Consider the following 12,513-nt stretch of genomic DNA (forward strand, 5'->3'; position numbering starts at 1 on the left):
GTGACGACCTTCGCTGTACTCTGCACATATCTTAACGAATTATGACTGCGACGCAGCGTTTTCGATACATCTATCGCACCTACCGATAACCGAATTCCTTAAATGAAAAGAGTGTCTTATCGGATATAACGTGCTCTCAGGGAGGCCATTCGATGGCAGGCGCTGGGGAGCGTGACGATGAAGTGCTTTTTTGTGATGTTGATCCTGACGGGAACGATTTTTACACCGGCGGAAGCGAAAGCGCCCTATATGTTCGGCGTATCGCTCAAGAACCTGCATTGGGACAGATGAAGACCGTCAGTCGTTTCCTGCAGCGTCATTGAGCGCGTCGAGATCAGGCACTGTGATATGCCGGTTGTTCTCGATCCGAATGATGCCTTCTTTCTTGAGCCTGGTCATTTGACGGCTGACGGTTTCGATGGTCAGACCGAGAAAATCTGCAATATCGGCGCGCGACAGCGGCAGATCGAAACACGAGGCGTCGCCTTTTTCGGGATCGATATGCTTTGCGATCAGATAAAGGAAGCTTGCGACTTTTTCCTGCGCCGATTTACGCCCCAGCGTCAGCATCCAGTCTCGCGCTTCGTCGAGTTCCTTGAGCGACTGGCCGTGCAGCTTACGCTCCATATTCGGCACATCGACGATCATCCGGTCTACCACGCGGCGCGGGAAAAGGCAGATTTCCACGTCCGTCGCGGCTTCCGCCGTCATGCTGCTTTCTGCATTGAAGGGACGGCCCAGAAAATCGGGCGCAAATTGCAGCCCGACAATCTGCTGACGGCCATCCGACATCATTTTCGAAAGCTTGACGACCCCGCTCAAAATGTTGGCGTAGTAGGGCACCAGTTCGCCTTGGCCGAGCAGCTCACTGCCCGTCTCGAATTTCCTACGGCTGGACTGACGGTTCAGCTCCACAAGCTGGGTCGGCGTGAGCACACCACATAGCCCGCCATGGCGCGCTTCGCATGCGCGGCAAACGACAGGCATATCCGAGTTATGGATGGTCTTCTGCAGAGTGTCCATTTATCACGTCCAAGTCGAACGGGCCTGTTGTCAGGTCATCCCAAAGCCCGTCACATCGATCCCCTCAAGCGCGTGTCCCCACACCGCTTCTGAGCAGAATGTTTATTAGCTGATTTGATCGAAGTCAAAGTTGCAAACTGTCGCAGCATGTATCTCTTAGTCGCAGAATTGATACATGCTAAAAAAGGGCGCGCGATGGCCGAGCATCTATTGAAGAAATATTCCTCGGCCGTGCCCCGCTACACGAGCTACCCGACAGCACCGCACTTTCATGAAGGCATCGGAACGGGTGAATATGCGGCCTGGCTTCAGGCGCTTGATTCGCAAAACCGGCTGTCTCTCTACATTCATATACCTTATTGCGACCGGCTTTGCTGGTTCTGCGCCTGTCACACGAAGCATACGCTCCGCTACGAGCCGATCGCCTCTTATCTCAAAGCGCTTCGCAGCGAAATCGAGGCCGTGGCTGGTCTGGTAGCACCAAGTGTTCAGGTCACCGCAGTGCATTTCGGTGGCGGCTCCCCGACGATGTTAAAGCCCGAAGACCTGATTGAGCTAATGGGGCATCTTCGTTCGGTGTTCTCATTTGCCCACGATGCTGAAATCAGTGTGGAGATCGACCCCAACGATGTCGATGAGGGACGCTATGATGCGCTTGCCGAGATCGGCATGACCCGGGCGAGCATTGGCGTGCAGGATTTCGATCTGAAGGTACAGACCACCATCAACCGAATGCAGAGCTTCGAGCAAACGCAATCCGTAGTCGATGCGGTACGGGCGAGGGGTGCTCACTCGGTCAACTGCGACGTACTCTACGGCCTTCCGCACCAAACACTCGACACTCTGCGCGCCACTATCGAGAAGATCGTGTCTCTCAGCCCCGACCGCGTTGCGCTGTTCGGCTATGCGCATGTGCCATGGATGAAAAAGCATCAGACGATGATTCCGCAGCAGGCGCTGCCGGATGTGCTCGCTCGATACCGGCAGATGAAGACCGCAGCCGAAATGCTGGTAGAGGCAGGTTACGAGGCAATCGGAATCGATCATTTCGCCAGGCCCGGAGACACTCTGGCGCTGGCGGTGAAGGAGGGAGAACTTCGGCGCAACTTCCAGGGTTATACAGATGACAGTGCGGATGCGCTGATCGGGCTTGGTGCATCGGCCATAGGCAAGCTGCCACAAGGCTACGTGCAGAATATGGTGGCGACAGGGGAGTATGAGCGAATGGCCGATGCCGAAGGCCTATGTGTCGTGCGCGGCATCGCGCTTTCGGCAGAAGACAGGGTCCGCGCGTTCGTTATAGAAAGGATCATGTGCGACTTTGCACTCGATCTTTCCGCTTTGACTGCGCTTTATGGAGAGCTGGCTTTGCCGGCCATCGAGGAAGCCAAGCTGTTTGCTGCGGGCGATCGCGATGGGCTCGTCCATCTGGAGGCAGATCATTTCGCCTTGACGGAAACCGGCAAGCCGTTTGCGCGCAGCATTGCCGCGACGTTTGATACCTACCTCTCGAATGGGCGAGGGCGCCACTCTCTGGCGGTTTGACTGTAGGGAGTGCGCAACACATATCATCCAAAATATCGCGCTCTATCACGAAACCATTGGCTTTTTGATGTAACTTCCCTATGTGGTGCCTCTGAAGAGACCTTTATAAGTAAGAACACAAAGGATACGGGCGTGACAGCTACATTCGATAAGGTTGCCGACATCATCGCTGATACTAGCGAAATCGATCGCGAAACCATTACGCCGGAAAGCCACACCATCGACGATCTCGGCATTGACAGCCTGGACTTCCTCGATATCGTTTTCGCTATCGACAAGGAATTCGGCATCAAGATTCCGCTCGAACAGTGGACGCAGGAAGTCAACGAGGGCAAGGTTTCGACCGAAGAATACTTCGTTCTGAAGAACCTTTGCGCCAAGATCGATGAGTTGAAAGCCGCAAAGGGCTGATTGACGCCGGTGCCCGTTCTGCGGGCATCCTCTGCGTCAGTCCACTCGCAAGCCTGAACTGGAGCGCCGCATTTGCGGCGCTATGCCATTTCTGGGGCTGCAGATCCGATCAGATCCGATCGCAGCTGATTGCATTCCAAGCCCGGAGGGCGGCGCAACGGCAGTTCATGGCTCTGCTCTCTATTTTACGGACAAGACATGCTTCTCGAATATTTTCAGATGGTGGACCGAATCGAGTCTATCGACAGATCCGCCCGCATCTTGAAGGCTCGATCCATCGTGCCCGATAAAAGCCCGGTCTTCGAAGGGCACTTTCCAGGCATGCCACTCGTTCCAGGTGTACTCTTGATCGAAACGATGGCTCAGACCTCCGGCATGCTGGTCCTTGCCATGACGGACTTTGCCGCCATGCCGTTCCTGATGTCCGTCGACAACGCCAAGATGCGCACATTCGTCGAGCCTAATGCCGAACTGGATATCGAAGCCTACCTTGAGCACGACGGATCGGGTTTCGCTGTGACCAAGGCCAAGATAATGTCAGCCGGCAAAAAGGTCTGTGATGCGCAGTTGAAGCTCCGCACCATGCCATTTTCAGAGATTCCACTCGCGCCGATCGTCAAGAAGCGCGCAGAGGAAGTGGGCCTGATGGCGGCCATCGCGGCCGATACTTCTCGCTGATTGAAAAAGCGCTATATGCGCCTCCAAAATGCTGAAAAATCACGCAATGCGTAAGGTCCGGTAGCCTTCGCCATTGCAAAGCCGCACCGCGCGCATTATTCCGCATGGCACGTGCGGCGTCTTAGCCGTTTTTAAGAGCTGGCCCGGCGAAGTGTTCCGGAAAGGCGACGAAGGATCACGGATGATGAAGTCTGACAATGATGTGGTGATTACCGGGGTTGGTATCGTGACCTGTCATGGTGTTGGCAAAGATGCCCATATCGCTCTTCTTTCAAGTACAGCGACGCCTGAGCCGATTGTCGAGACGGAAAAGTTCGCGCCTTATCCGATCCATCCTCTGCCGGAGATCGACTGGTCGGCGCAAATCGGTCGCAAGGATCAGCGCCAGATGGAAAACTGGCAGCGCCTTGGTGTGTTCGCCGCCGGTCTTGCGCTCGACGATGCCGGTCTGAAAGAAGACGCAGAAGCTTGTGGCACGATGGACATGATCGTCGCAGCCGGAGGTGGGGAGCGAGACATCAATGTCGATACGCTGATCGTCGACGAAGGCTTGAAGCGCAACGACCGCGAAGTCATGCTCAACGAGAAGCTGACGACCGAGCTTCGTCCGACGCTGTTTCTCGCCCAACTTTCCAACCTGATGGCTGGCAACATCTCCATCGTTCACAAGGTCACCGGTTCGTCGCGGACCTTCATGGGTGAGGAGGGCGCTGGTATTTCGGCTGTCGAGACCGCCTTCTATCGCATCCGTTCCGGCGAATCGAGCCATGCGCTTGTTGGCGGTGCATTCGCGGCGGAACGTCCGGATATGACACTTCTGTTCGAAGCGATCGGCGCGCACGCTCAAGGCGACTGGCAACCTCTTTGGTCCCGCGCGGACGGGGAGGGTGGTGGCATGATCACCGGGTCGGTCGGCGCGTTTCTTGTTCTGGAATCGCGCAAGCGCGCCGAGGCTCGTGGTGCGCACATCTACGCGCGCATCGACGCAATCGAGGGCGATCGTGGCAGCCGCGACGATGGAAAGCTTGAGAAGCGTTTAGAGCGTCTGCTTGCGCCTGCAAATGATGCCGCGCAAACCATCGTTTTCTCCGGTGCGAGTGGACTTGACGGATTGACCGCCCGCGAAAAGAACATCCTTGAAAAGGCTTTGCCGCATGCTGCTATCCGTGGATTCGGCGGCGTCACCGGCCACGGTCTTGAAGCGCAGTTCCCCCTTGGCCTGGCGCTCGCTGCGCTCACTCTCCAGAGCGGCGCAAAAGTGCCGCCATTCGACGCTGTTGCGGAAAAGCCTATGGCATCTGCCGTAACGGAAGCGGTCGTCACCACTATCGGTCACGTGCGCGGCGAAGGCGTCGCCGTTCTTTCTAGAGACGCTTGAGGAGTTCAGACCATGGCATCCAGCAATTTCCGGGATCATCTTGGCCGTCCTATCGTCGCCGTCACCGGCATGGGTATCATCACCTCCCTCGGGCAGGGATTGACCGATAACTGGGCGGCTTTGACCTCAGGCAAATCCGGGATCCACAAGATCACACGTTTTCCCACCGATAATCTGTCGACCAAGATTTGCGGCACGGTGGATTTCATCGATATTCCTGTGCCGAATTCCGTCGAGCGCTCTTTCGCTTTCGCCCGTGAAACCACAATCGAAGCGCTGGCGCAGGCAGGTCTGTCCGGCGATTTCAACGGCCCACTATTTCTGGCGGCTCCGCCCATCGAGCCGGAATGGAGCGCCCGTTTCGAGCTTGCCGACCGTTCGCCACCAGCGGCAAAGCCAGGCGATGCCTATGACCGGTTCATGGCGGCATTGCGCCAGCGTCCCGATCCGGCCTTCCAGGAGGCTGCTCTCTTCGGTGCGATCTCCGAACGTCTTTCTGATCGGTTCGGCACACGTGGCCTTCCGGTAACGCTTTCGACGGCTTGCGCTTCCGGCGCAACGGCAATTCAGCTTGGCGTGGAAGCCATTCGCCAGGGCCGCACGGACCGTGCGCTGACGGTCGCCACCGACGGTTCAGTCAGTGCAGAGGCCTTGATCCGCTTCTCGCTCCTCTCCGCACTGTCCACGCAGAACGATCCGCCGGAAAAGGCATCGAAGCCTTTCAGCAAGGACCGCGATGGATTCGTCATTGCCGAAGGTGCTGCGACACTGGTTTTGGAATCGCTGGAAGCAGCTGTTGCCCGCGGTGCAAAGGTCCTGGGCATTATCAAGGGTGCAGGGGAGAAAGCCGATAGCTTTCACCGCACACGCTCCTCGCCAGATGGCGGCCCGGCAATTGCCACGATCCATGCCGCACTTGCCGATGCAGGTGTATCTGAAGCCGATATCGGCTATGTCAATGCGCATGGCACCTCGACGCCGGAAAACGACAAGATGGAATATGGCTCCATGCTCGCGGTCTTCGGTGAGGGTTTGAAGTCGATCCCCGTTTCCTCCAACAAGTCTATGATCGGCCACACCCTGACGGCAGCAGGTGCAGTTGAAGCTGTGTTCTCGTTGCAGACCATGCTGACTGGCACACTTCCGCCGACGATCAACTATACCAATCCCGATCCGACGATCGCGCTGGATGTGGTGCCGAATGTGAAGCGTGATGCTCAGGTGGGTGCCGTTCTGTCTAACTCGTTCGGCTTCGGTGGCCAGAATGCAAGCCTTGTCATGACGCGGGAACCGGCCTAATCGGTTCCCCCCTCTGTATGTGTCCGACTTTGGACAATGTCTGTGCGAAATGGATGGGAGTGGCCTGTGCGTGTTCATCCGGTAAGGCACGGCACTCTCAATCGACAAACGATGTAACGCCCTCGGGCGGAGGACTTTTATAATGCGCGCTCTTCAACTCGTCGACGACCGTAAGCTTGAGAAGGTGGATCTGCCAGAGCCAGAAGCGCCGGCACCGGGGGAAGTCACGCTTCGCGTCAAGGCGGTTGCGCTGAACCATATCGATGTTTGGGGCTGGCGCGGCATGGCCTTTGCGAAGCGTAAGATGCCGCTGACCATCGGAGCAGAAGCTTCCGGCGTGGTGGAAGCAATCGGCCCGGGTGTATCCAATGTTCTTCCTGGGCAGCTAGTGTCCATCTACGGCGCACGCATCTGTGGTCGCTGCCATCACTGCGTCGCCGGCCGTGACAATCTTTGCGAAAATGTCGGCGGCGTTCATGGTTTTCACCTTGATGGCTTTGCACAGGAGAAAATCAACATTCCGGCGCGCCAGCTGGTGCTTGCACCACCCGGCGTCGATGCTGTTGCGGCAGCACTTGCTCCCGTGACTTTCGGCACGGTGGAGCACATGTTGTTCGACAACGCCAAGCTTCAGCCCGGCGAGACGATCCTTGTTCATGCGGGAGGTTCCGGTATCGGCACTGCCGCCATTCAGCTGGCGAAAAAGATGGGTTGTACCGTCATCACCACGGTCGGTTCGGATGACAAGATCGAGCGCGCCAAGGCACTCGGTGCAGATCACGTCATCAACTACCGCGTTGATCGCTTCGAGGGTGTCGTCCGCAAACTGACCAAGAAGAAGGGTGTCGATGTCGTCTTCGAACATGTCGGCAAGGATACCTGGGCAGGGTCGATGTTCTCGTTGAAGCGCGGCGGCCGTCTCGTCACCTGTGGCTCCACCTCGGGCGTTTCCACCGAAATCAATCTGATGATGCTCTTCCAGCAGCAGTTGAAGCTGCTCGGCTCTTTCGGTTGCCGTATGCAGAACATGGCCGACGCCATGCAGAAAATGGCGCGTGGCCTTGTCCATCCGGTCATCGATACAGAAGTTACCTTTGACGATATCGACAAAGCGCTGGAGCGTATGGAGACCCGTCAGGTTTTCGGTAAGATCGTTCTGCGGATGGATTGATCAGTGAAGCTTCTCGTGACGCGCATTGTTCTCGCGCTTGAAAATTTCCGCCAGTGGTTCAACGCGACGATTGCGTTCGGTTTTCTGAGCTTGCTGAAACTGCTGCCTGCAGATCCGGCCATCCGCTTTGCGGATAGACTTGCACGCAAGATCGGCCCGAAGACGCCGCGTCACAAGTTGATGCTCTTCAATCTGGCTCGCGCCTATCCTGAAAAGTCTGAAGCGGAGCGCCTGGAGATCGCATTGGACAGTTGGGGAAACATGGGGCGTCTTGCCGCCGAATATGTTTTCCTCGACCGCCTCTTCGATTTTGATCCGCAGCAAACAAAACCCGGTCGCATCGAAGTCGTCGGCATCGATACCTTCCTTGAGCTGCGTGATAATCCGCGTCCTTTTATCGTCTTCACCGCCCATACCGGAAATTTTGAGTTGCTGCCGGTCGCGGGATCGGCCTTCGGGCTTGATGTGACCGTTCTTTTTCGCCCGCCGAACAATCCCTACGTGGCGGAGAAGATTTATAATTTCCGGAAAGAACGGATGGGCAAGCTCGTGCCGTCGCATGCGGGCTCGTCTTTCGCACTGGCGCGCCAGCTGGAAAGGGGCGCAGGTGTCGGCGTCTTGGTGGATCAGAAGTTCCGCAAAGGCCTTGTGACTCAGTTCTTTGGACACAACGTGCAGACCAATCCGCTGCTTGCCAAGCTGGTGCGGCAGTTCGGCTGCGATGTCTATCCTGCGCGTTGCATCCGCCTTCCGGACAATCGGTATCGTCTCGAGATCGAGCCGAAAGTCGAGATACCATTGAATGATAAGGGCAGCGTCGACATTCAAAAGACGGCACAATTGCTGAATGACAAAGTTGAAAGCTGGGTTCGTGAATATCCGGGTCAGTGGTTGTGGTACCATGACCGTTGGCACATCAAGGACCATGTTTAAGTGGAGCCGATCGCACGTCGTTGCTATTCGCAGTAAACTACTTCTTCAATAAAAATGGGGTAACGTGGTAGGCACAAAATAGTGAGGCATTAGCTGCTGCTCGAAGTGATATGCTTATTCTTCCTTACTATTTCTGGCATTTGTAGAAACAGCTCGGATTGTGATAATTATGAATATATTGGCGTGACGATCTTGTACCCACAAACGCCCTGTTTTCCGGGCACGTGATGAAGTTTCATCACGATAAGCCCGGAGAAGATTGGGGACAGGAAGTGCCTTCGTCTCGGGAGTGTTGAGTTGAAAAGATTGATAGAATCGTTCTGGCAGCGTTACAAGGAATTGAAAAGCGCAGTCATCCGCAATGATGCGCCGAAAGTTGCCGCGCTCGACAAGGAGCTCGAAAAGCTGCTCGATAGCATTATCGGCCGCAAGAACGCTTCGTCGTCTGAAATTCTCGAACAGTTCCGCTTCGCGATCGACCTTCTCAATGAAGAAGCCGAAGACATCGGCTGCGTTCAGCGCAACTCGGAGGTTCTACGACGGCTGGTGGATCGCTATATCGGCGCTGGCCTGCCGCGTGACGGCGGCACCGGCACTGAAGAGGATGCGCCCTGGAGCCCCTACGTCATTCTGGATGAAGACCGGTTGGATGATTTGGACGATCGCGTCGTTGTTGTGTCGCCGGGTTACCGGATCAACTACACCAACTCGGCCAATGCCGCCTCGCTACATTCAGATCGCAGCGATATCATCGGCAAGCATATTGCAGAGCTCGTCGGTATCCACCGTTTTCAGCAGATCTTCCGTCACAAACTGGACGCCTGTTTCAAAGGTGAGGCCGAGAAATATACCTATGCGGAAGACGAACTTGGTCACACCGTGGTCAAGTCTTTCGAGATGTCTCCTTGCTATTCGCCGTCTTACAAGCTTGTGGGGGCCATCGTTGTGGTCAAGGAATTAGAAGATCGCCGCAGCAGGGATGTTGCTTGATCTGTCGACGCAAGTGAAATGGGCAGCTTCTATTTGAAGATACTCCCCAATCAGTAGACTATTAGAAATGATATATTGACTGTCGTGATCGGTGCAGTAGTGCTGTGCTCGAAAAAACTATCGTCAACAAGGAATGCAGTTTGACGGGTCTTCGGGCTGCGGGGAAAAAAATTTGATGGACGTACAGCTTAAGGAATTTTTCCAGGCTTTCGCAATCAAAAATCTTCAGTTGAGGCAGGCAGTCAGTCAAGGTGAAGACGATCTTGTCACAATGTTTGATCGTGAGCTGCAGGTCATCATCGCCGACATTCTCTCCTTTACCGCTCTGACGCGGGAGGAGTTGCATCAGCAATTCCAGTTCCTGTGTACCCTGATTAGAGATGGATCCGATGACAGGCTTTCGGTTGTGCGTAAAAGCATGATGATGTCTGCGCTGATAGATCAGTATTTTCTGGATCGACCGACGTTTTCCCAAGTAGATTTTGCGGAGCTATTAGCGGGGCGCGGCAAGCCCGCTAAGCCGGCCTCATACGATCAACCGCTTTTCAGCGAGGTGGTTCTGGATAGCCTGGACGATCGTGTTGTCGTCCTTACGACTGACTATCGCTATCTGTATTCCAATCAGGCAAATGCAAATTTCTTTAAGACCAGCCGCCTATCGATCATCGGTTGTCATCTCGCGGATCTCATTGGTGACGACGGATTTCATGATCAGGCTAAGCCCGCATTGGATAGATGCTTCGCAGGTGAGAAGATTGATTACATTCACCATACGATCCGAAGCGATGGGCGGTTTGCGACGCGTTGCCGTATAACGCCTTTACGCGCCTCCGACGGCCGTATCATGGCAGCTGTCGCTGTGTTGAAGAATGTGGATGAGATGGCGGAGCTGGAGAGTGGTTCAGTCTCCTAAAACCTTAATTGAGCGAAAGATTACGATCCGCTGAATTTGCCGATGATCCATCCAACAGAATAGGGTGCGTTCGTATCCAGGATAAGACGCGCAGCCATGGCGAGACATGAGATTACGAGAAGCGGGCGGATGATCTTCGCGCCATTCTTCATGGCCAGTCTGGAGCCGATCTGAGCACCTAGAAACTGCCCGAAGCCCATGACCAGGCCGAGCTTCCACAGGATCGCGCCATTCAAGGTGAACACCAGGAAACCGCCGAAATTCGAGCCGAAGTTCAAGAGTTTCGTATGAGCTGTCGCCTTCAGCATGCCGAAGCCAGCAAGCCCGACAAATGCCAGCATATAAAATGAACCGGCTCCCGGACCGAAAACACCATCGTAGAATCCGATCAGAGGGACCACCGTCAAACCGAAGAGAAACGGCGTGATACGGCGTTGGCTGTCAATATCGCTCAGGTTCGGTTTGAATGCGAAGTAGACCGCAATGGCCACGAGCAGGAACGGCATGATCGCTCTAAGAACATCCGCCGGAACGAATGATGCCGTAAAGGCACCCGCCATGCCGCCGACCAAGGCCATCAGCGCCATCGGGAATTGCGTCTTGAGATCGACATGGCCTTTCCGGGCGTAGGCGATGGTCGCAGATGCCGATCCGAATTGAGCCTGTAACTTGTTGGTTCCAAGCGCCTCCAGCGGCGGTATACCCATGATCAGCATCGCCGGCAGCACGATCAATCCTCCGCCTCCGGCAATCGAATCGACGAAGCCAGCGAAGACGGCGACAAAGAACAAAATAATGAAAAGCTGGAGGGCGACGTCTTGCACGGGGAGGCATCCGGTATGTTTTGCTGGCCGCTTGTGGCACCGAATGCCCTGTCCCGCAACCGCTTTTGCAGGTCACGTTAATGGACGGACGGAAAAGATTGCGCAGTGCGCACAGGAGGTTATTGTGCGCCGAACGCAACTGCAAAGCAGACCGCCGAATTTAAATGAGGGACATATGCAGAAAGTAATTTTCGACACGGATCCGGGTATTGATGATGCAATGGCGCTGCTTTTTCTGCACCGCCACCCTGACATCGATCTCATCGGGGTCACGACCGTTTTTGGAAACGCGCCGATCGAGATTACCACCCGCAATGCGCAGTTCCTCAAGCAGCAATGGATGATCGATGCGCCGGTTGCGAAAGGCGCTGGCAAGACATTCGATCCATCGCGTGCCGAGGGCCATTTCCCCACCTTCATTCATGGCGATGACGGGCTGGGGAACATTGGCGTCCCGGAAACGGTTGATGTGCCGCTCGATCCGCGTGCAGCCCACCATTTCATCATCGATACCGTTAAGGCCAATCCCGGCGAAGTGACGTTGATTGCCGTTGGTCGCATGACCAATTTGGCGCTCGCTCTGAAAACCGATCCCGATTTCGCGGCTCTGGTGAAGGAGGTCATCATCATGGGTGGGGCCTTCGATATCAACGGCAATGTCAGCCCTGCAGCGGAGGCGAATATCCACGGCGATCCCGAAGCGGCCGATCTCGTTTTCACCGCACCGTGGCCGGTTACCGTCATCGGCCTGGATGTCACCACGAAAACGGTCATGACGTCCGGTTTTCTGGCGGACATGGTCAAGGAAAATGGGGCGGCCGTTCAGCTTCTGTCTGATCTCTCGCAGTTTTACATCAGCTTTTACAATATGCGCACGGGCGACGGCATGGTCGTCCATGATTCTTGCGCCTGCGTTTATCTGACGAACCCTGAACTTTTCGAAACGCGCAGCGGTGCGATCCGGGTCGTTTGCGGCGGTCTTGCCGACGGCCAGACAATTCAGAAGCCGGACGGTGTTACCTTCCCACCGGGAAATTGGGATGGCCATCCAAGCCAGAAGATCTGCACCAAGATCGAGGCAGATCGTGTGCTTTCTGTCATCCGCTCCGCAATTGTGCGTGGTGAACGCGGCTGATTGAGTTGAGCCGCCGTTCGTGCGGTGGCTTTGCCTTGCATTTTACGAGAATCTGGCGTTATGCAGGCACGACCGGCACAAGCAGGTGTCACCACACTCGTTCCGGCGCAACGCCAGTACAGGCGTGGCGTATCGGGAAAACCAATTCGTGTTTTCCACCGCTTGCGCTACAATGAACAGCATGGGTCCGATTTGTTCGTGTCGGCTTATGTT

The 12,513-nt window shown here is 55.6% G+C and carries 12 protein-coding genes; 10 read left to right on the top strand and 2 right to left on the bottom strand.

Translation table 11 applies throughout. The features are described 5' to 3' along the window. Positions 1-297: 297 nt before the first annotated feature. A complete protein-coding gene (fnrN, locus tag QZ869_RS10045) occupies positions 298-1,023 on the bottom strand; it encodes a transcriptional regulator FnrN (RefSeq protein WP_296018404.1) in 726 nt (241 codons plus the stop codon). Positions 1,024-1,218: 195 nt separating this feature from the next. On the opposite strand from fnrN, the gene hemN reads away from it, so the two are divergent. From hemN to QZ869_RS10090, 9 genes are all read left to right on the top strand, one after another. After that, on the top strand, positions 1,219-2,568 hold the full coding sequence (hemN, locus tag QZ869_RS10050; protein WP_296018403.1) for an oxygen-independent coproporphyrinogen III oxidase: 1,350 nt from the start codon (positions 1,219-1,221) through the stop codon (positions 2,566-2,568). Positions 2,569-2,700: 132 nt separating this feature from the next. After that, complete coding sequence (locus tag QZ869_RS10055; RefSeq protein ID WP_027675812.1) at positions 2,701-2,979, top strand: acyl carrier protein; 279 nt, start codon at positions 2,701-2,703, stop codon at positions 2,977-2,979. A gap of 198 nt (positions 2,980-3,177) precedes the next feature. Next, the gene (locus tag QZ869_RS10060) at positions 3,178-3,657 is read left to right on the top strand and encodes a 3-hydroxyacyl-ACP dehydratase FabZ family protein (protein ID WP_296018399.1); all 480 of its coding nucleotides are present in this window, start codon (positions 3,178-3,180) and stop codon (positions 3,655-3,657) included. Between the two features lie 181 nt (positions 3,658-3,838). Continuing rightward, complete coding sequence (locus tag QZ869_RS10065) at positions 3,839-5,035, top strand: beta-ketoacyl-ACP synthase (protein ID WP_296104313.1); 1,197 nt, start codon at positions 3,839-3,841, stop codon at positions 5,033-5,035. Positions 5,036-5,047: 12 nt separating this feature from the next. Beyond that, entirely contained in the window at positions 5,048-6,334 is a 1,287-nt protein-coding gene (locus QZ869_RS10070) for a beta-ketoacyl-ACP synthase (protein ID WP_296036711.1), read from the top strand. Between the two features lie 142 nt (positions 6,335-6,476). Continuing rightward, positions 6,477-7,505, top strand: a complete 1,029-nt coding sequence (locus QZ869_RS10075; RefSeq protein ID WP_296018392.1) for a zinc-binding dehydrogenase — start codon at positions 6,477-6,479, stop codon at positions 7,503-7,505. Positions 7,506-7,508: 3 nt separating this feature from the next. Further along, positions 7,509-8,438, top strand: a complete 930-nt coding sequence (locus QZ869_RS10080) for a lipid A biosynthesis lauroyl acyltransferase (RefSeq protein WP_296018391.1) — start codon at positions 7,509-7,511, stop codon at positions 8,436-8,438. A gap of 297 nt (positions 8,439-8,735) precedes the next feature. Continuing rightward, positions 8,736-9,428 (top strand): hypothetical protein, encoded by a 693-nt coding sequence (locus QZ869_RS10085; RefSeq protein WP_296104316.1) that lies wholly within the window; start codon positions 8,736-8,738, stop codon positions 9,426-9,428. Between the two features lie 175 nt (positions 9,429-9,603). Next, entirely contained in the window at positions 9,604-10,341 is a 738-nt protein-coding gene (locus QZ869_RS10090) for a PAS domain-containing protein (protein ID WP_296018385.1), read from the top strand. A 20-nt stretch (positions 10,342-10,361) separates the two neighbouring features. On the opposite strand, the gene QZ869_RS10095 is transcribed toward QZ869_RS10090, so the two are convergent. Next, positions 10,362-11,165, bottom strand: coding sequence for a TSUP family transporter (locus QZ869_RS10095; RefSeq protein WP_296104318.1), 804 nt, complete (start codon positions 11,163-11,165; stop codon positions 10,362-10,364). A 175-nt stretch (positions 11,166-11,340) separates the two neighbouring features. Between QZ869_RS10095 and QZ869_RS10100 the strand changes: the two genes are divergently transcribed. After that, positions 11,341-12,300 (top strand): nucleoside hydrolase, encoded by a 960-nt coding sequence (locus QZ869_RS10100; RefSeq protein WP_296077307.1) that lies wholly within the window; start codon positions 11,341-11,343, stop codon positions 12,298-12,300. The last annotated feature ends 213 nt before the right edge of the window (positions 12,301-12,513 follow it).

The sequence above is a fragment of the uncultured Agrobacterium sp. genome, assembly GCF_913777885.1.
In the GTDB taxonomy this organism is placed as follows: Bacteria; Pseudomonadota; Alphaproteobacteria; order Rhizobiales; family Rhizobiaceae; genus Agrobacterium.